This is a genomic window from Caulobacter sp. SRI_008 (assembly GCF_057586355.1).
In genome coordinates this window covers 157,290-176,455 of record NZ_JBYCZS010000004.1, presented here as the reverse complement: position 1 = coordinate 176,455, position 19,166 = coordinate 157,290, and the positions used below count along the sequence as shown (strand labels likewise).

The window sequence follows — 19,166 nt, the reverse complement described above, 5'->3', positions numbered from 1 at the left end:
CCCCCGTGAAACGGGGGACTTGGCGCGGATGAGTTTCGCCACCCGCTTCGCCCCCTCCCCCACCGGCTTCCTGCATCGCGGCCACGCCTTCTCGGCCCTGACGGCGTTCGAGGCCGCGCGCGAGGCCGGCGGCCGCTTCGTGCTGCGCATCGAGGACATCGACGCCACCCGCAGCCGGCCTGACTACGAGGCAGCGATCCTGGAGGACCTGGCCTGGCTGGGCCTTTCCTGGGAGCAGCCCGTCCGCCGCCAGTCCGAGCACCTGGCCGACTATCACGCCGCTATCGACGCCCTGCGCGAGCGCGGCCTCGTCTATCGCTGCTTCAAGACCCGCAAGGAGCTCGATATCGGCCGCGCGCCGCACGAGCCGGCCATTCCCTATCGCGGCGCGCGCCTGCCCGCAGCCGAGGAAGCCGAACGCCTGGCGCGCGGCGAGGCCTTCGCCTGGCGGCTGTCGCTGGACGCCGCGCAAGCGACGCTGGGCGGCTTCGAAGCCCTGAGCTTCGTCGAGGAAGGCGCCGGTCCCGACGGCGAGACCGGCCTGATCAAGGCGCGCCCCGAAACCGCCGGCGACATCGTGCTGGCCCGCAAGGATGTCGGCGTCGCCTATCACCTGGCCGTGGTGCTGGACGACGCCTTGCAGGACATCACCCACGTCATCCGCGGCCATGACCTGTTCGAGGCCGCCCACATCCAGCGCCTCTTGCAGGCCCTGCTGGACCTGCCCGTTCCGACCTACCGCCACCACGGCCTGCTGGTCGGCCCGGACGGCAAGCGCTACGCCAAGCGCGACAAGGCCCAGACCCTGCACGAACTGCGCGCGGCCGGGGTGACGCCGCGGGCGCTGCGGGCGGAGATGGGCGTCTAGCCCCCGCCCCCCGCCTGCTCCACCAACTGGCCCATGGCCTTCAGATAGCGGGCGAAGGCCGCCCGGCCGGTGTCGGTCAGGCGCACACGGGTCAGGGGCTTTCGGCCGACGAAGCTCTTGTCGATCGACACGTAAGACGCCTCCTCCAGCTTGCGCAGATGGATGGAGAGGTTGCCCTGGGTGACCTCCAGCAGGTTTTTCAGCTCGGTGAAGTCGGCGACCTCGGCGCTGGCCAGGTAGGCGACGATGCCCAGCCGCACCCGGCCATGGATGACGTCGTCGAGCCCGCTGATGTCGAACCGTTCAGCCACGCCCGCCTCAGGCCGCCGCGCGCTGGGCTTGGCGCATCAGGAAGAAGCCAGGGACCATCATGAAGCCGAACAGGCCGATGCTGGCGATCAGCAGGTAGAGGTCCGCCCGATCGACCAGCAGTCCCAGGGCGACGCCAGAGGCCAGCCAGCCCAGCGAGACCACCAGCATCCAGGCCCGCTTGCGCAGGGCGAAGACGGCGTACCAGACCGCGCCCTGCATCACGAACACCACCGCCGGATGGAACAGCCAGTAGCGGAAGTCGTGATTGCGGGCGGCGGCCACGGCGAAGACGATGATCAGCGCCAGATTGGCCAGGCCCGCCCCGGCGAAGGCGGCGTTGATGGCCCGGTGGGCGACACCGCCCTTGGGCTTCCTGCGCTCGACCACAATCACGATCGTCATCAACACCAGGAAGATCAGCGTCGGCAGCCAAGCCAGGATCAGGTTGCCCAGTCCTCCCAGCGACAGGACGCCCTTCTCCTGGGCGAAGTAGACCAGGGTCTGGATCCCGTAGAGCAGGCCGGCCGATCCATAGAGGGCCCCGCCGGCGACGCCGAACCCGCCCCGCTCGGCGCCGCCCTCGGCGATGCCGCGCAGGAAGGCCAGGTCGTCCTGCACCGTCTTCAGCTTGTCGTTCATGGGCGCGGCTCCGTCGCGAACATCATGCAGGGTCAAAGGATTCGTCCCAACAGCGGCATGCGGCGAAGGGCCATGGTCAGCAGCCAGCTCAGCGCCGTCGCCCCGACGAACACCGCCGCGCCCTTCGCGAGGCCGCCCCACGCGGCGGGCAGCAGCATCCAGGCCAGCCAGGAGGTGAAGACGTAGTGCAGCAGGTACATGCCGTAGGCGTTGGCCTGCAGGCTGGCGCCGATTGGGCCGGTCTTGCGGGCGAAGCGCAGGAATGTCGCCAGGGCGGCGAACGACAGGGCCGCGCAACCGAGGGCGAACATCAGGCCGCCGAACAGGTCTAGGAACACCCTGGGCGGCGGATTGGGCGAGAAGGCCACGATCAGGGTCGCCACCCCGCCGACGATCGGCGCGATCGGGGCCAGCTGCCAGAGCCACCAGCGGCGGGCCAGCTTGCCATCCGGATCGGTCAGCCCCTGGCCGACGCCGGCCGCACCGACGGCCACGCCCGCCAGGAAATAGACGAGGTAGTGGCCGATGCGGGCGGTCTGCACAGAGAACGGCCCGACCATGGTCCAGTGGCCGAACGGCGTGGTCATCGACAGCGGCAGATAGGCCGCGAGGCTGATCGCAACGAGACCCAGGAAGAACCGGCCGGGCCTGGCCTCCGCGCCCTTGGCCAGGCGCCCGAGGGCGTCGATCGCGCCAGGGGCGAAGGCGTGCAGCCCCGCGATGATCGCGGCGAAGGCCAGCAGCACCCACAGGAACCAGGCCGGTCCGCCGGGCCAGAACGGCAGATGGGTCCAGGCCTGCGCGAAAGCGCTCAGCGACGGCGCGCCGCCCGATTGCAGCCAGGCGGGATAGTAGGCCAGCGGCGCCAGCAGGCCGGCGCCGATCACGAACGGAACGCCAAGGCGCAGCGCCCGCCCCTTCAGGAAGCCGCCCGCGCCCTTGGTCCGCAGCCCCTGTGCGACGAACAGGCCGGAGATGAAGAACATCAGCGACATGAAGAACATGTCGTTGACCAGGGTCAGGATCCCGAACGCTCCGACCTTCTGCGGATCCACGACCGGGAAGGCCGTCCACAGGATCGGCGGCGCGGCGAACGCCTTCGGGGCCGGGGCGTAGGGGTGATAGGCCAGCGCCGTGTGGTGGGCGATCACCAGCAGGGTGACGAAGGCGCGCAGGGCGCCGATCGGGGCGTTGCGACCGTCGGCGACGGTCGGTCTCTCCAGGGTCTTGAGCGGCGCGTGCATGGCTTCCTCCCCCACCCGTCTCGGTGGCGAGCCGAACACTGTATCAACTAGTTTGTTTTGTAAACCAGTTAGAAAACGGCGTTCGAAATCGCACGTGTCGCTGCTTGAGTTCGACGAGGAGTATCTAGGCCGCCGCCTGCGCCGCCTTGGTCGCACGGGCTTCGCGCAGCAGGCCGATGGCCCGCAGCGCCATCTCCAGGCGCGAGACCGAGAACAGGCCCACACCCAGGACCACGAAGCCGTCGGTCAGCAGCACGGCGTTGATGTGCCAGGCCTGAGCCTCGGACTCGAGGAAGGCCTTCAGGGCGAAGCGCACGACGAACAGGCCCAGCAGGAACAGGATCGCCGCCGGAGAGGGCTTGGTGTTGAGCTCGTGGGTGTCGGGATCGATGGCGATCGGAATCAGGCGGCCGCGCCACCAGCCGATCGTCGCGCCGACGGCGAAGATCAGGCCCAGCCACAGCCAGTCGGTCCCATGCGGCGTGAACTGCACGAACAGGAAGATCGTGGCGGCGACCATGATCGCCGGCAGGATCCACATGAACTCCAGCTTCAGCCGCCGCTCCTTGTTCATGGCGCGGAAGCGCAGGGCGAAGACGATGGCCACGACCGCCGCCGTGATCCCATAGCTGATCAGTTTCTGGTTTCCGTGATCCACGGCCATTCCCCCAACACATACACGCGGCCACGCGCCGCTTTCCCCGGAGCGGATGAGCACCTCAAACCGGCGCTCTCGTCAATCGCGAGCGGGCCTGCTCCAGTAGCGATAACGGTAGGCCGTCGAAAAACCGCGCGCCGCGTAGAGGGCGATGGCCGGGGCGTTGGCGGCCTCGACCTGCAGATAGGCCGTGCGCGCGCCCAGCCCCTCGGCCTCGACCAGCAGGGCGCCCAGCACCCGGCGGGCCAGGCCCCGGCGGCGGAAGTCCGGATCGGTGCGCATGCCGAAGATCCCCACGGCTTCGCCATCGACCGCGCAGGCGCCCAGGGCGGCGGCGCGCCCTTCGACGGCCAGACGGGCGAACCGGGCCGGGGCCGGAATGCGGGCCAGGGCTTCGAGCCGTTCGCGGGCGTCGGCCAGGTTTCCCTTGGCCGAGGCGACCAGCACCGCCTCGAAGGCAGGGTCGGGCGCGGTCGACAGGGTGACGTCCGGATCGGCCGCGCCAGCCACGGCGCCGGTCATCACCAGGGTCTCGCCGTGAGTCGCGTAACCCCGGCGGGCCAGGCGCTCGGCCAAGTCGGCCGGGGCCGTCATGCCCTCGGTCAGCTTGAAGCGCACAGGCAGTCCGCGTGCGACGTAGAAGGCCTCGACCGCGTCGATGGCGGCCTCGGGGTCGCGATCCGGCTCGCCCAGCGGCCAGCAGGCGTTGATGCGCAGCGAGAAGCCGTCGGCAGCGTTCAGCCGCCAGCCGCCCAGGCGCTCCCGCTCGCGGGCCGGCCAGGCGCCGTCGGCGATCGGTTCGAGATGCTCGGGGCTCATTTCTCTTTCAACAGGGCTTCGACCAGGCCGCGGGCCTCGGGGCTGGACCAGTCGGCCTCGCCGGCGATGCGGGCCCGCTCGCGGCCCTGCTTGTCGTAGATCACCGTGGTCGGATAGCCGATCGCGCGCGGCTGGAGGTCGAACGACAGCTTGTAGGACTTGTCGCGGAACGAGACGAGCGGCGGGTTCTTGGCCATCTCGGCCTGGATCAGGTTGACGTCGTCGTCGCGGTCCATGCTGACCGGCAGCACCTTCAGCGGCTGGGTGGGGTAGGCGCCCGCCAGCTTGGCCAGGGTGGGCATCTCCTTCTTGCAGGGCGCGCACCAGGTGGCCCAGAGATTCATCACCACCACCTGCCCCTTGAAGTCGGCCAGGGTGTGCGGTTTTCCGGCCATGTCGGTGAAGACGGTGGCCGGCGCGCCGCGCGGCGACTTGGGCACATCCAGCTTTGCTAGGGACGCCTTCTTGAATTCCGTGAGGTCGGCGGCCTCTGCGGGTTTGAACGAAGCCTGGGCGATGACGTATAGGACGCCGACGACGCCGACGAGCATGACGGCGCCGATGGCCCATTTCAGGGGGCCGGGCTTCGGCTTGGTCACCGCACCGTTCGACTGGACTTCGCTCATATGACCGACACCGCCTCCAAAACGCCCGCCGCGAACGGCCAGGGCCAAGCCATGTGGGGCGGACGGTTCTCGGCCAAGCCGGCGGAACTGATGCAGGCGATCAACGTCTCCATCGGCTTCGACAAGCGCCTCTGGGCGCAGGACCTGGCGGGCAGCCGCGCCCACGCGCGGATGTTGATCACCCAAGGCGTCATTGCAAGCAGCGACGGCGAGGAAATCCTCGAGGGCCTGGCCAAGATCGAGGACGAGCTGGCCACCGGGACCTTCCCGTTCCGCGACGAGTACGAAGACATCCACATGAACATCGAGGCGCGGCTGCGCGAACTGATCGGCCCGACGGCCGGCCGGCTGCACACCGCCCGCTCGCGCAACGACCAGGTGGCCGTCGACTTCCGCCTGTGGGTGCGCGACGCCGCCGACCGCTCGGCCGGCCAATTGGTCGCCCTCCAGAAGGCCCTGCTGGCCCAGGCCGAGACCTATGCCGACGCTCTGATGCCGGGCTTCACCCACCTGCAGCCGGCCCAGCCGGTGACCTTCGGCCATCACCTGATGGCCTATGTCGAGATGTTCGGCCGCGACGCCAGCCGCTTCCGCGACGCCCGCGCGCGGATGAACGAGTGCCCGCTGGGCGCGGCCGCCCTGGCCGGCTCGCCCTTCCCGATCGACCGCCACCAGACGGCCGCGACCCTGGGCTTCGACCGTCCGACCGCCAATTCGCTGGACAGCGTCTCCTCGCGCGACTTCGCGCTGGAAGCCCTGTCGGCCGCCTCGATCACCGCCACGCACCTGTCGCGCCTGGCCGAGGAGATCGTGCTGTGGACGACGCCGATGTTCGGCTTCATCAAGCTGACCGACGCCTTCACGACCGGCAGCTCGATCATGCCGCAGAAGAAGAACCCCGACGCCGCCGAGCTGATCCGCGCCAAGGTCGGCCGCATCCTGGGCAGCCTGACCACCCTGACCGTGGTCATGAAGGGCCTGCCGCTGGCCTATTCTAAGGACATGCAGGAAGACAAGGTCCCGGCCTTCGAGGCCTTCGACGCCCTGGAACTGAGCCTTCTGGCCATGGCCGGCATGATCGCCGACCTGACGCCGAACACCGAAAAGATGGCCGCCGCGGCCGGCGCCGGCTTCTCGACCGCCACCGATCTGGCCGACTGGCTGGTGCGTGAACTGAACATGCCTTTCCGTGACGCCCACCACGTGACAGGCTCGGCCGTGAAAGCCGCCGAGACCAAGGGCGTCGATCTGTCGGACCTGTCGCTGGCCGAGTTCCAGGCCATCGAACCGCGGATCACCGACGGGGTCTACGCCGTCCTCACCCCGGCCGCCTCGGCGGCCAGCCGCATGAGCTATGGCGGGACCGCCCCCGCCCAGGTCCGCGCCCAGATCGCGCGTTGGAAGGAAACCCTGGCATGATCCGTCCCGCCACGCTGCTCGCCATCGCCGCCCTGGGCCTGACCGGCGCCGCCCTCTCCGCCTGCGGCAAGCAGGCGGAACTGGAGCGTCCCGCGCCGCTGTGGGGTCCGGAGAAGAAGGCCGCCGAAGCCTCCAAGCGCCGCGAAGCCTCGGCCCAGGCCAACCAGCCGGCCCGCCCGAACGGCACCCAGGAGAACATCGACCCGGCGTCGAGCAACCGCACGACCCGCGCCGCTCCGCTGCGCGGCGCGCCGTCCGACCCGTTCGGCGGCCCGTCCGCCGCCGGCTTCCCGTCCTCGACGCCGAACTGATCCTCAGCGCGGAACCCTCGCCCTTCGACAAGCTCAGGGTGAGGGTTCTGTCGAACGCATCTGCATTAGCCCTCATCCTGAGCTTGTCGAAGGACGAGGGCGGACCCGCCGACGCGGCCGGTCCCCGGAAGGTCTGAACGTGAACCACTTCGAATACGGCCCCGAGGGCCTGGCCTGCGAAGGCGTCCCCCTGGCCAGGATCGCGGCCGAGGTCGGCACGCCCGTCTATGTCTATTCCCGCGCCACGCTGGAGCGGCACTTCACGGTGTTCCGCGACGCCCTCGTGCAGGCCGGCGTCGTCGATCCGCTGGTGGCCTATGCGGTGAAGGCCAATTCGAACGTGGCCGTGCTGAAGGTTCTGGGCGACCTGGGCGCCGGCGCCGACACGGTCTCCGAGGGCGAGGTCCGCCGCGCCCTGGCCGCCGGCATCCCCGGCGAGCGCATCGTGTTCTCGGGCGTGGGCAAGAAGCGCGAGGAAATCGCCTTCGCCCTGAAGGCCGGCGTCGCCGAGATCAACGTCGAGTCCGAGCCGGAGATGGAGCTGATCGCCAGCGTCGCCGCCGAACTGGGCGTGCGGGCCAAGATCGCCTTCCGGGTCAACCCGGATGTCGCGGCCGGCGGCCACGCCAAGATCGCCACCGGCAAGTCGGAGAACAAGTTCGGCGTCTCGTTCGCCGAGGCCGCCCGCCTCTACGCCAACGCCAGCAACAACGCCGCGCTGGAGCCGATCGGGGTGGCCTGCCACATCGGCAGCCAGATCACCGACCTGGAGCCCATGCGCGCCGCGTTCACGAAGATGCGGGGGCTGGTCGAACAACTTCTGGGCGAGGGCCTGTCGGTCGAGCGCCTGGACCTGGGCGGCGGCCTGGGCGTGCCCTATTTCAACCACCCCGAGCCCCCGCCCCCGGCCGCCTTCGCGGCCATGGTGGCCGAGGTGACCAAGGGCCTGCCCGTGAAGCTGGCCTTCGAGCCGGGCCGGGTCATCGCCGCCAACGCGGGTGTGATGGTGTCCGAAGTCATCCACGTCCACGAACGTCCGGAAGGTCGCAAGTTCCTGGTCATCGACGCGGCCATGAACGACCTGGTGCGTCCGGCCATGTACGACGCCTTCCACGACATCCGGCCCGTGCTGCCGCGTGACGGCGAGACGGTCTACGACGTGGTCGGCCCGGTCTGCGAGACCGGCGACACCTTCACCCGCGACCGCGCCCTGCCGCCGTTCGGCCCGGGCGACCTGGTGGCCTTCATGTCGGCCGGCGCCTATGGCTCGGCCATGGCCAGCGAGTACAACACCCGCCCGCTGGTCCCCGAGGTGCTGGTCGATGGCGATCGCTACGCCGTGATCCGCAAGCGCCCGACCTATGAGGAGATGCTGGCCCGGGACCTGGTTCCGGACTGGGTGTAGGCGCGAGCGGCGGCGGCAAATTCTTGCGCGTCGCCGCCCTCCCCGCTCTCCGCCCGCAAAGTCTCGCCCCCAAACGCCCTTTGGGCTAGAAGCCTCACCATGTCGCACAACACCTTCGGTCACCTGTTCCGCGTCACCACCTGGGGCGAGAGCCACGGGCCCGCCCTCGGCTGCGTCGTCGACGGCGTGCCGCCGGGCATCCTGCTGACCGCCGAGATGATCCAGGGCTTCCTCGACAAGCGCCGTCCGGGCAACGGCAAGTTCGTCACCCAGCGCCAGGAGCCGGACGCGGTGAAGATCCTGTCGGGCGTGTTCGAGGACGAGCGCACCGGCGGCCAGCGCACCACCGGCACGCCGATCAGCCTGCTGATCGAGAACACCGACCAGCGCTCCAAGGACTATGGCGAGATCGCCCAGGCCTTCCGCCCCGGTCACGCCGACTACCCCTATTTCGCCAAGTACGGCGTGCGCGACTATCGCGGCGGCGGGCGCAGCTCGGCGCGCGAGACCGCCGCGCGGGTCGCGGCCGGCGCGGTGGCGCGGCTGGTGATCCCGGGCGTCACGGTGCGCGCGGCCCTCGTGCAGATCGGCCCGTACAAGATCGACCGGGCCAACTGGGACTGGGCGCAGACCGAAGAGAACCCCTACTGGTCGCCGGACGCCGCGATCATCCCGGTGTGGGAAGAGCATCTGGAGAAGATCCGCAAGGCCGGCTCCTCGACCGGCGCCGTGGTTGAGGTGGAAGCCGTCGGCGTGCCGGCCGGCTGGGGCGCGCCGCTGTACGGCAAGCTCGACGCCGAACTGGCCGCGGCCCTGATGTCGATCAACGCCGCCAAGGGCGTCGAGATCGGCGAAGGCTTCGACAGCGCCGCCCTGACCGGCGAGGACAACGCCGACATGATGCGCCTGGGCCCCAACGGCCAGCCGGAGTTCCTGTCCAACCACGCCGGCGGCGTGCTGGGCGGGTTGTCGACCGGCCAGCCGGTGACCGCGCGCGTGGCCTTCAAGCCGACCTCGTCGATCCTGATCCCCCGCCAGACCCTCAACGAGGCCGGCGAGGAAATCGACCTGCGCACCAAGGGCCGCCACGATCCGTGCGTGGGCATCCGCGGCGTGCCGGTGGTGGAAGCCATGACCGCCTGCGTCCTGGCCGACGCCTTCCTGCGCCATCGCGGCCAGACCGGCGGCGGCGCGTTCCTGCCGGGCGGCGGCGGCGAGCGGGTCTAGCCGCTTCGCGGCCCCCTCCGGCCCTTCGGGCCACCTCCCCCAGAGGGGGAGGATCTAATCCGACGCCTCGCCAGAAAGATGCTCTCCCTCTGGGGGAGCTGTCGCGGAGCGACTGAGGGGGCAAGCACGGCGCTTCATCCTCGCGCTTTCGCTACGAGTTGATCGGAGAGGGCGCGGGGCGTCCGGGCCTCGCCCGGAGTTGTGAGTTTTGAATACCGTTTCGACGAAGCTCTGACGCCCCGCGCGATCGTTATTCCTCAGGCCGGGGCGCGCGGGCCTCTTCCGCCCTTCACCCCCTTCGGCTTGTGCCTTCCCCGGAACCGGGCTGTAAGCTTCGCTAGCCATCGCGTGCAGACAGAAGGCGCCGGAGCGGACCCTCGGACGGGCGGGAGCCTATTGGGCAGACCCCCGATGGATGGGTTTACGTCCCCCACCCTCATTTAAGCCGTTCGGTCCTGCTCACGCAGCTCCGGCGGCCCCGCTCGATCGCATCCACGTCGCACGCTTCGGGCCGGATCCTTGCGCCCTCTCCCTGCGACGGGACGGGGTCCATTATGCAGCGGGTTTCAGCGCGTCTGATCCGGAACGCTCAGAAAGTTGCAAGCGGCTGGATTGGTTGGGGTCTTTGGCGCGATCGTCGGGGATAGACGCTCGCTAATCCCCATCAGCCCAACCCAACACCGCCTTCCTGGGCCTTGTGCCCAGGATCCATCGTTCAGCTGCTCAGACCTGTCGAGGACGGCCGAGGTTTGAGCGGTCGCCGGCATGGCCCCTCGCCACAGGGGCGAGGGAGGCGGAGTGGGGCGGTGAAAAGCCTGGGTCCCCGCTTTCGCGGGGATTTTACGGAGTGGGGGGCTGGCGGGAACTCTCGCCCATCAGAAAGGACCCGAACGTCACCCCTCCCGACGTTCCGGCCATTCTTCCGGCCGCATGATCATCGATGGGCGTAGGAAGGGGGACTGGACGCGGTCGTAGTCGGCGACGTCAAGATCTCGACACAATCTGGCAAGCAGTTCTTCGCCGCTGAGGTCGGGGACGGGCTCGCCGCGCAGCTCTCGCCACAGCGCCTGGGCCTCCTGCTTGATCATGTCTTCTCGGCGGGGCATCGGTTCAAGTCTCTAGCATTCGACCAACCAACCGCCGAACTTTAGGACTCGTTCCTGATTTTTTCGTTTACAAATCTTAATCAAGCTGCACCGCCGCATTTTTACCACGAGAACTGTCGGCCTACAGACTCGAAGACCTGAAAAGTCGGCCAGACGACAGCGACCTTGCGACGCGGAGATCGTAAACCTTTATTCGGCTAGAACCGACGGACCCTTGTTCCGCGAGTTTCTTCCCCATGCGCGTTTCCCGCCTGCTTCTCGTTCCCGCCCTGCTGGCCGTCGCGGTCGGCGCCCAGGGGTGCCTGGCCGGCGCCGTCGCGGGCGCGGCCGTCGGCACGGCCGGCGCCGTGGTCGGCACGACCGGCAAGGTCGTGGTCGGCGCCGGCAAGGCGGTGATCCCCGGCGAAAGCAAGAAGGACCGCGAAAAGCGCGAATTCCGCGAGTGGAAGAAGGCCCAGCGGGGCTGAAGACCCCCTCCGGCCCTCCGGGCCACCTCCCCCAGAGGGGGAGGATCTACGCCGCAGATGCTCCCCCTCTGGGGGAGCTGTCGCGAAGCGACTGAGGGGGCTCTACTCCGCCGCCTGAGGGATCTGATCGCCCACGGCCAGGCCCTCCAGATACAGCGACAGCGGCCGGATCTCGTAAGCGCCGGTCGGATTGGCCTCGCCCAGAGCGCGGGCCACGTCGAGGGCCTCGTCCATTGAGGCGCAGTCGACGATGTAGAAGCCGAGCATGGCCTCCTTGGTCTCGGCGTAGGGACCGTCCATGACGATCGGCGGCTCCTGGCCCTTGACCAGGGTCTTGGCCGAGCCGGTGAAGCCCAGGCGGCCGGCCGGTCCCAGCTTGCCCTCGGCATAGAGCCGGTCGTGGACGACCGACAGCTTTTCCATCACGGCCGCGTCTTGCGCCGGGGTCCAGTTCGAGACCAGGTCCTGATCGTTGTAGCAGAGGATGGCGTAGAGCACGGCGAGACCTCCCGGGGCGCTTTTCTGAGCGCAAGGGGTAGCCCGACCAGCGTTCTCTGGAAAGAGGACTCAGGCTTCGGGCGGCGGCTCTGCGACCGCTTCCGACGCCTCACCTTCAGGCTCAGACTCCGGCGTCGCGGGACGCGGACGGCCCAGGCGGACGATCTTCTCCTCGGCGGTGCGGACCATGCGCGTCTGGTCGTTGAACTGCGCCAGCTGGGCGCAGACCGTGAAGAAGGCGCCGGGCATGCGGGTGTCGATCCCCTCGCTCAGCGTCATCAGGTAGAGCCCGGCCGCCTGGATCTTGCCCAGCACCTGCAGCAGGTCGACCAGGTGGGCGGCGAAGGCGTGCAGGCTGGGGACGACCAGCAGGTCGCCGGGCCGCGCCGAGGCGATGGCCGCGTCCAGCCCCGGCTTGTGCACGGCCAGGGCATAGCAGGCGTCGTGGTGCAGCGCCTCGCAGCCGGCGGCGACGAGCTTGTCCGCCAGGGGTCCGTCGAAGGTCGCGCCCCGTACGGGCGGAACCCGGAAGTAGCCGATCATACGCATGGGCGCTGTGTGACGAACTCCGCGCCGCCGCGCCAGAGGGCGGCGGCGTCAAAGTCGGGGATAATCGCTTACAGCGTCAGCGCGCAGCTCTCGCCGATGGTCGGACGCGAGAGGACCACGCGCGACAGGCCCGGGAACTGGGGCTTCAGGCGCTCGGCGAAATAGAGGCAGATCCGCTCCAGGGTCGGGCTTTCCAGGCCCGGGCGGTCGTTGAGCAGGCCGTGGTCGAGCTCGGTGGCGACCGCCTTGAGGGCGACGTCCAGGCTTTCCAGGTCGGCGACCCAGCCGGCGGCCTGCATGGAGCCCTTCACGCTGGCCTCGACGCGGAACGAATGGCCGTGCAGCCGGCGATAGCGATGGTCGCCGGGGCCTTGCTCAATGTAGTGGGCCGCATCGAAATGCGCGGCCTTCGTGATCTCGAAGACGGGTTCGGACATGGACTTCTTTTATGACTAGGCCTGGGAGGCTCTAGCGCAACGGTCCTGTCACCAAACCGAGCGCCTTATCCGTCAGGGCAGGCCGAGATACTTGTGTGTCTGGACGCTTAAACGCCATTGAGGGTGGGAAAGGCAATAGGCGACGGCCAATTGCGTGTTTGCGTCGCGGTCCGGGCCGTCCATCGGCTGGAGATAGAAGCGCTCGAAATCCAGGCTTTCGAAGCGTTCCGGCATGGCCTTTTCCTGCGGGAACACCAGCTTCAGCTCCTGGCCGCGGGTCTGCACGACCGGCGCGTCGGCCTTGGGGCTGATGCACACCCAGTCGATGCCTTCGGGCGCGACCACCGTGCCGTTGCTCTCGCAGGCGATCTGGAAGCCGCGGGCGTGCAGGGCGGCGATGGCGGGCTCATCCAGCTGAAGCAGCGGCTCGCCGCCGGTGCAGACCACCAGCCGGTCGTTGGGACCGCCGGTCCAGGCGGCCTCGACGGCGTCAGCCAGGGCGTCGGCGGTGGCGAACTTACCGCCGCCCTCCCCGTCCGTGCCGACGAAGTCGGTGTCGCAGAAGGTGCAGACGGCCTTGTGGCGGTCCTGCTCGCGGCCGGTCCAGAGGTTGCAGCCGGCGAAACGGCAGAACACGGCGGCCTTGCCCGCCTGGCCGCCTTCGCCCTGCAGGGTGAGGAAGATCTCCTTGACGGTGTAGGTCACGGGACCAGGACCTCGCGACCGGCCGCGTCCCACTCGACGTAGCCCTTTTCGCGCAACTCGCAGGCCGGGCATTCGCCGCAGCCGTGGCCCCAGGGATGCAGCTCGCCGCGTTCGCCCTGGTAGCAGGTGTGGCTCTCAACCACGATCAGGTCGACCAGGTCTTCGCCGCCGAGGGTCTTGGCCAGGGCCCAGGTCTCAGCCTTGGTCAGATACATCAGGGGCGTCTCGACGCGGAAGTTCCGGTCCATGCCGAGGTTCATGGCGCTCTGCATGGCGTCCAGCGTGTCGCGGCGGCAGTCGGGATAGCCCGAGAAGTCGGTCTCGCACATGCCGCCGACCAGGGCGTCGATGCCCCGGCGGTCGGCCAGGGCCGCGGCGTAGATCAGGAACACGAGGTTGCGGCCGGGCACGAAGGTCGACGGCAGGCCGCGCTCGGTCATCTCGATGGCGCGATCGGCGGTCAGGGCGGACTCGGCGACGGCGCCGAAGCTCTTGATATCCAGGACGTGGTCTTCGCCCAGACGCTGCGCCCAGTGCGGGAAGCGGGCGGCGACCTGGTGACGGACGGCCTGGCGGGCCTCCATCTCGATCGAATGGCGCTGGCCGTAGTCGAAGCCCAGGGTCTCGACGCGCGCATAGCGCTCGAGCGCCCAGGCCAGGCAGACGCTGGAGTCCTGGCCGCCGGAGAACAGCACCAGGGCGGCGCCCGAGGGCGCGGAAGAGGTGGAAGATGCGGACATGCCGCTCCTCTACACGACCTTGCCCCCGGCTGGAACGGCGGGACGCGGCGCGGCGGCGCCAGGACTTCGACAACCAGCGTTTTCCGACTGTACCTTTTACGGGAATGCGACAAGATACAGCGTGCGGGGGAGCAAATTTTCTCCCTATTTTCAGCAGACCGTCACGGATGACCTTGCGTCACCCGGCGGACCGTCTTTTCTAAATTTCCAATAAGCGAGTTTTCGGCGCAACAGATGACGTTGCGTCAAGTGAAAAGCCGTAACCTATCGCCGTTTACTTACAGGCGCGGCAGTTGACAGCCAAAGAACGCAAGTATGCAATCCTGCAATGCCGAAGCAGGTCTGCCGGACACCTGCCCGCCGATCTCCGCAAAGGAGATACGACAATGAAAACGTGCGGCGACGAGGAAACAACGGGACGCGGATAGGGGCCGCCAACAAGGCGTCATCGCGTCCAGGGAGGGATTTCGAATGACGCAGACCCTGCGCTTGCGCGGCCTCTTGGCCATGAGCGCTTCCGCCGCCGTGCTGGCCGCCGTGGCCGCCCCCGCCTTCGCCCAGACGTCCGCACCGGCCAAGCCGGCCCAGGACAACGTGATCGAAGAGCTGGTGGTCACCGCCCAGAAGAAGGAGGAAGCCCTCCAGGACGTGCCGATCGCGGTCTCGGCCTTCAGCCAGGACAGCCTGGAAGTCCAGAAGATCGACGGCGGCCCGAACCTTCAGCAGGCCATTCCGAACGTCAGCTTCGGCAAGAGCAACTTCACCAACAGCTTCAACTTCCAGATCCGCGGCATCGGCTCCAAGGGCGTCGGCGTCTCGGCCGACAACGGCGTCGGCGTGCACGTCAACAACGCGCCCCTCCAGGCCTCCAACCTGTTCGAGGCCGAGTTCTACGACGTCGAGCGGGTGGAAGTGCTGCGCGGCCCGCAGGGCACGCTGTACGGCCGCAACGCCACCGGCGGCGTCGTCAACATCATCACCGCCAAGCCGGCCGACCAGTTCGAGGCCCTGGCCCGCGCCGAATACGGCAACTACGGCACGACCAAGCTGCGCGGGATGGTCAACATCCCGATCGTCGAGGAGAAGATGGCGCTGCGGATCGCGGCCGCCTCGGTGAAACGCGACGGCTTCGTCACCAACACCTACAACAACCACAAGGTCGACGATCGCGACCTGTGGTCCACCCGCGTCAGCCTGCAGGTCAATCCGAACGAGCGCCTGCGCGTCAACCTGATGTGGGAGCACTTCAACGAGGACGACAACCGCGCCCGCATCGGCAAGCAGCTCTGCACCAAGGATCCGGGCCCGGCCACGGTCGGCGGGGTGGCCACCGGCACGTCCCGACGATACCTGACGCAAGGCTGCTCTTCGGCCAGTCTCTACACCGACGCCGCCTACGGCACGGTCAACACTTCGGGCACGCTGTATGGCGTTCTGGGCAACCTGGTGGGCTTCACCAGCGGCGACCTCAACGCCGGCGACACGGTCAGCAAGGACCTGCGCGAGATCGAGACGCTGTTCGACCCGATCTACAAGTCGACCTCGGACGTCTACCAGTTCAACTTCGCCTACGACATCACCGACAGCCTGACCTTCACCTCGCTGACCTCGCTCAGCAACGGCAGCATCTATTCGAAGCAGGACTACTTCCGAAACATCTCGCCGGGCACGTTCAACAGCACGGCCCTGACGCCGGGCGGCTTCTTCACCGATCCGCAGACCGGAACGTCCAACACCTTCCTGACCTATGACATCTCGCGGTCGACGGCCAAGCAGCTGAGCCAGGAGTTCCGCCTGCAGTCGGCCTTCGACGGGCCGATCAACTTCAACGTCGGCGGCATCTATTTCGACTACCAGGGCATCACCGACTACCTGGTGGTCAGCAACGGCCTGACGATCTCGGCCCTGGCGCTGAACTTCCAGAACACCGGCAACCCGACCTGCAACCCGTCGACCACGGCCAACTGCATCGGCATCGACACCTCGGCCACCCCGACCGGCCAGGGCCACAACTACTATGACAACCACACGCCCTATCACCTGCGGGCCACCGCGCTGTTCGGCGAGGTCTACTGGCAGGCCAACGAGGACCTGAAGTTCACGCTGGGCCTGCGCCAGACCCAGGACAAGAAGAAGTCCGACTACTATCCGACCCCGCTGCTGACCACGGGCTACGGCCTGACCCAGGGCACGCCGTCGGCGCAGTACTCCGACTTCAAGGAACTGACCGGGCGCCTGGGCTTCGATTACAAGGCCAACCTGCCGTTCACCGACGAGAGCCTGCTCTACGCCTTCTATTCGAAGGGCTACAAGGGCGGCGGCGCCAACCCGCCGGGGGCCATCGGCCTGGCCGGCGTGGCGGCGACCTACCAGCCGGAATTCGTCAACGCCTTCGAGGTCGGGGCCAAGAACACCCTGCTGGGCGGCAGCCTGCTGCTCAACGCCACCGGCTTCTACTACGACTACCAGGGCTACCAGATCTCGAAGATCGTCAACCGCACCTCGGTGAACGAGAACATCGACGCCAAGGTCTGGGGCGTCGAGCTGGAAACCCTGTGGCAGCCGATCCACGGCCTGCGCCTCAACGCCAATGTCGGCTATCTGCACACCGAGATCGGCGACGGCGTCACCTCGATCGACACCATGAACCGCACCCAGGGCGACGCGGCCCTGACCCTGGTCAAGGCCGCCCGGCCGACCGCGGCCCTGGGCAGCAACTGCGTGCTGACCACCGCGGGCGTCGCGGCGGTGCTCGGCGCCGGCCTCGGCGGCACCCTGCCGCTGGCCTGCGCCGGCCCCGGCACCGGATCCAGCAGCTACTACAGCAACCTGACCAACACCCTGCTGACCCTGGCGACGACCAGCGGCGGCGCGGGCCTGACCGCGGCCCAGGCCACGGCTGTCCAGACCATACTGGCGGCGGCCGGCGGCCCGTCGGCCGGGGCCAGCACCCTGGTCGGCGCCCTGATGTCGAACGGCTTCACCTCGACCCAGGCCACCGGTCTGGTCACGGTGGCGCTGACCGCCAACGCGGTGGCCAACGGCACCGGCCTCTACAACTACGCCACCGGGGCCTCGATCGACGGCCGCGCGGCCGACCTGTCGGGCAACGAACTGCCCAACTCCCCGCACTGGACCCTGTCGCTGGGCGCTCAGTACACCTGGGACCTGCCGTCCGGCTGGTCGGCCACCGTGCGCGGCGACTACTACCGCCAGAGCGAGCAGTACGCCCGCATCTACAACACCGAGTACGACCGGCTGAAGTCGTGGGAGAACGTCAACCTGACGCTCAAGATCGAGAAGCCGGAGCTGGGCCTGTCGTTCGACGCCTACGTCAAGAACCTGCTCAACGACACGCCCATCACCGACGCCTACACCACCGACGACACCTCGGGCCTGTTCACCAACGTCTACACGCTGGAACCCAGGCTGTACGGGATCAGCATCACCAAGACCTGGTGATCCGGCTGAACCAGGTTCGTTGAAAAAACGAGGGCGGCGGGTGCAAATCCGCCGCCCTTCCTGCTTTCAGGCCTGTGACTTAACGACTCTGCAAGGCCAAGTCGTCCAAGCTGTGAACTCAACGTCGTCCAGCCCCCGGCCGCATGGAAACGCTCGCCCGCCTCATCGATCGCCGTGAACCGGTCGATCCTCAGACGTCCTGCCGGACGGTGCTGGAGATCTTCGCGAGCGAACCGCGCCTGGCGGCCCTGGCGGTCACGCAGGGCCGCGAGCCGATCGGCCTGATCTATCGCGACGTCTTCGTCGGCCAGATGCTGGTCGCCGCCGAACACCTCAACGAACGCCCCGTCACCGAGGTCATGGACCCCGAGCCGCGCAGCGTGCGCGTGTCGATGGATCCCGGCGTCTTCGTCGACGCCCTGGCCCAGAGCGCCACCCCGGTCTTCCGCACCGCCTTTGTCGCCACCGACGAGCACGGCGACTATGTCGGCGTCGGGGGCTTGGCCTCGCTGCTGGCCTCGCACCGCCGCAAGCAGCGCGAAGCCCGCGAGGCCATGGGCCTGGTCGAGCGCATGGCGCACGACATCGGCCTGCACCTGGACGGCGTCCAGGCCTTCACCGACCGGCTGGAACAGCAGCGCCTGGCGCCCGACGCCGCCGCCTGCGTGCGCGCCATCAGCGACACCAGCCGCGACATGAGCGACATCCTCGGCCGCGCCATGGACCTGCACCGCGCCGCCACCGGCGGCCTGGCCCTGTCGCCCGAGCCGACCCGCCTGCGCGACCTGGCCGACGCCGTCGAGGCCCGATGGGCGCCGCGCGCGGCCGAAGGCGGCTCGACCCTGCTGTTCTCCTACGACGGCGAGCCCGAAGCCGCCGCCCTGATCGATCCCTCGCGCCTGCTGCAGGTGTTCGACGCCCTGATCGACGGCGCCCTGGCCCACGGACGCGGCGTGATCGAGGCCAGCCTGCGGGCCCGCCTCGACGGCGACCGCCTGCGCCTGGAAGGCGACGTTCGCGACAACGCCGCCGCCGTCACCGCCGAGGAACGCCTGGCCCGCGTGTTCGACCCGCTCGGCGAAGGCCGGATGGACGACCGCGCCGAGATGGCTCTCGGCGTCGGCATGGCCCTGGCCCACCGCGTGCTGCGCGAGATGGGCGGCCAGGTGCGCGCCGAGCCCAACCGCGGCGCCGGCCTGACCCTGCGCTTCGCCCTAACCGCCCCGGTCGCCGAGGCGCTGTTCGACGACGCCGAGGAAGTGACCGTCTCGGCCCGCCCCGCCCACATCCTGATCGTCGACGACAACGCCACCAACCGAATGGTCGCCGAGGCGCTGTGCGAGATGTTCGACTGCACCTCGGAGCAGGTGACCGACGGCGTCGAGGCGGTCGAGGCCGCCCGCACCGGCCGGTTCGACCTGATCCTGATGGACATCAAGATGCCGCGCATGGACGGGGTGGCCGCCACCCGCGCCATCCGCGAACTGCCCGGCCCGGCCGGCTCGGCCCCGATCGTAGCCCTGACCGCCAACGCCGGCCCAGAGGACGTCGCCGTCTATCTGGCCGCCGGCATGCAGGACGTGGTCGAAAAGCCGATCAAGCCCGAGCGCCTGGCCGTGGTGCTGAGCGCCCTGCTGGCCGGCGAAGACGAGCAGGAAGCGGCCTGATCCGCCC

The 19,166-nt window shown here is 68.7% G+C and carries 20 protein-coding genes; 8 read left to right on the top strand and 12 right to left on the bottom strand.

Features of this window, described 5'->3' with window-relative positions; all coding sequences use genetic code 11:
- The first annotated feature begins 28 nt into the window (after positions 1–28).
- Entirely contained in the window at positions 29–868 is an 840-nt protein-coding gene (gluQRS, locus tag AC2YHT_RS05690) for a tRNA glutamyl-Q(34) synthetase GluQRS (RefSeq protein WP_487288607.1), read from the top strand.
- Here gluQRS and AC2YHT_RS05685 read toward each other — a convergent pair.
- The 6 genes from AC2YHT_RS05685 to AC2YHT_RS05660 form a co-directional block, all read right to left on the bottom strand.
- Positions 865–1,179, bottom strand: a complete 315-nt coding sequence (locus AC2YHT_RS05685) for a winged helix-turn-helix domain-containing protein (protein ID WP_487288606.1) — start codon at positions 1,177–1,179, stop codon at positions 865–867. The two genes, gluQRS and AC2YHT_RS05685, sit on opposite strands and share 4 nt — an antisense overlap.
- Positions 1,180–1,186: 7 nt before the next feature.
- Positions 1,187–1,819, bottom strand: coding sequence for a hypothetical protein (locus AC2YHT_RS05680; RefSeq protein WP_487288604.1), 633 nt, complete (start codon positions 1,817–1,819; stop codon positions 1,187–1,189).
- Between the two features lie 32 nt (positions 1,820–1,851).
- Positions 1,852–3,063 carry an acyltransferase family protein gene (locus AC2YHT_RS05675; protein ID WP_487288602.1) on the bottom strand — a complete coding sequence of 404 codons (1,212 nt, stop codon included), beginning with the start codon at positions 3,061–3,063 and terminating at the stop codon, positions 1,852–1,854.
- A 124-nt stretch (positions 3,064–3,187) separates the two neighbouring features.
- Positions 3,188–3,721, bottom strand: a complete 534-nt coding sequence (locus AC2YHT_RS05670; RefSeq protein WP_487288600.1) for a CcdC protein domain-containing protein — start codon at positions 3,719–3,721, stop codon at positions 3,188–3,190.
- A 78-nt stretch (positions 3,722–3,799) separates the two neighbouring features.
- Positions 3,800–4,540, bottom strand: a complete 741-nt coding sequence (locus tag AC2YHT_RS05665; RefSeq protein WP_487288599.1) for a GNAT family N-acetyltransferase — start codon at positions 4,538–4,540, stop codon at positions 3,800–3,802.
- Positions 4,537–5,166 carry a TlpA family protein disulfide reductase gene (locus tag AC2YHT_RS05660; protein ID WP_487288597.1) on the bottom strand — a complete coding sequence of 210 codons (630 nt, stop codon included), beginning with the start codon at positions 5,164–5,166 and terminating at the stop codon, positions 4,537–4,539. Before AC2YHT_RS05660 ends, AC2YHT_RS05665 begins: the two co-directional genes overlap by 4 nt.
- On the opposite strand from AC2YHT_RS05660, the gene argH reads away from it, so the two are divergent.
- The 4 genes from argH to aroC all read left to right on the top strand — a co-directional run bounded on the left by argH (position 5,167) and on the right by aroC (position 9,528).
- Positions 5,167–6,585: an argininosuccinate lyase gene (gene argH, locus AC2YHT_RS05655; protein ID WP_487288596.1), complete on the top strand. Its 1,419-nt coding sequence runs from the start codon at positions 5,167–5,169 to the stop codon at positions 6,583–6,585.
- On the top strand, positions 6,582–6,896 hold the full coding sequence (locus AC2YHT_RS05650) for a hypothetical protein (protein WP_199228294.1): 315 nt from the start codon (positions 6,582–6,584) through the stop codon (positions 6,894–6,896). The genes argH and AC2YHT_RS05650 overlap by 4 nt, the downstream gene beginning before the upstream one ends.
- A 139-nt stretch (positions 6,897–7,035) precedes the next feature.
- On the top strand, positions 7,036–8,301 hold the full coding sequence (gene lysA / locus AC2YHT_RS05645) for a diaminopimelate decarboxylase (protein ID WP_487288595.1): 1,266 nt from the start codon (positions 7,036–7,038) through the stop codon (positions 8,299–8,301).
- 99 nt (positions 8,302–8,400) lie between these two features.
- Positions 8,401–9,528, top strand: coding sequence for a chorismate synthase (aroC, locus tag AC2YHT_RS05640; RefSeq protein ID WP_487288594.1), 1,128 nt, complete (start codon positions 8,401–8,403; stop codon positions 9,526–9,528).
- An 893-nt stretch (positions 9,529–10,421) separates the two neighbouring features.
- Here the strand turns inward: aroC and AC2YHT_RS05635 are convergent.
- Entirely contained in the window at positions 10,422–10,616 is a 195-nt protein-coding gene (locus AC2YHT_RS05635; RefSeq protein WP_233245226.1) for a hypothetical protein, read from the bottom strand.
- A 254-nt stretch (positions 10,617–10,870) separates the two neighbouring features.
- Here AC2YHT_RS05635 and AC2YHT_RS05630 point away from each other — a divergent pair, with 254 nt between their 5' ends.
- Positions 10,871–11,101 (top strand): hypothetical protein, encoded by a 231-nt coding sequence (locus AC2YHT_RS05630; RefSeq protein WP_110119496.1) that lies wholly within the window; start codon positions 10,871–10,873, stop codon positions 11,099–11,101.
- Between the two features lie 102 nt (positions 11,102–11,203).
- Here the strand turns inward: AC2YHT_RS05630 and AC2YHT_RS05625 are convergent, their stop codons facing one another.
- From AC2YHT_RS05625 to queC, 5 genes are all read right to left on the bottom strand, one after another.
- Positions 11,204–11,599 (bottom strand): YciI family protein, encoded by a 396-nt coding sequence (locus AC2YHT_RS05625; RefSeq protein WP_487288593.1) that lies wholly within the window; start codon positions 11,597–11,599, stop codon positions 11,204–11,206.
- Positions 11,600–11,668: 69 nt separating this feature from the next.
- Complete coding sequence (locus AC2YHT_RS05620; protein ID WP_487288592.1) at positions 11,669–12,148, bottom strand: recombinase family protein; 480 nt, start codon at positions 12,146–12,148, stop codon at positions 11,669–11,671.
- Positions 12,149–12,216: 68 nt separating this feature from the next.
- The gene (locus tag AC2YHT_RS05615) at positions 12,217–12,585 is read right to left on the bottom strand and encodes a 6-pyruvoyl trahydropterin synthase family protein (RefSeq protein WP_334348542.1); all 369 of its coding nucleotides are present in this window, start codon (positions 12,583–12,585) and stop codon (positions 12,217–12,219) included.
- A gap of 72 nt (positions 12,586–12,657) precedes the next feature.
- Positions 12,658–13,290, bottom strand: coding sequence for a 7-carboxy-7-deazaguanine synthase (gene queE, locus AC2YHT_RS05610; protein ID WP_487288591.1), 633 nt, complete (start codon positions 13,288–13,290; stop codon positions 12,658–12,660).
- Positions 13,287–14,030: a 7-cyano-7-deazaguanine synthase QueC gene (gene queC / locus AC2YHT_RS05605; RefSeq protein ID WP_487288590.1), complete on the bottom strand. Its 744-nt coding sequence runs from the start codon at positions 14,028–14,030 to the stop codon at positions 13,287–13,289. Before queC ends, queE begins: the two co-directional genes overlap by 4 nt.
- A gap of 471 nt (positions 14,031–14,501) precedes the next feature.
- On the opposite strand from queC, the gene AC2YHT_RS05600 reads away from it, so the two are divergent.
- The gene (locus tag AC2YHT_RS05600; protein WP_487288589.1) at positions 14,502–17,492 is read left to right on the top strand and encodes a TonB-dependent receptor; all 2,991 of its coding nucleotides are present in this window, start codon (positions 14,502–14,504) and stop codon (positions 17,490–17,492) included.
- Positions 17,493–17,635: 143 nt separating this feature from the next.
- The gene (locus tag AC2YHT_RS05595) at positions 17,636–19,159 is read left to right on the top strand and encodes a response regulator (RefSeq protein WP_487288588.1); all 1,524 of its coding nucleotides are present in this window, start codon (positions 17,636–17,638) and stop codon (positions 19,157–19,159) included.
- Positions 19,160–19,166: the final 7 nt, after the last annotated feature.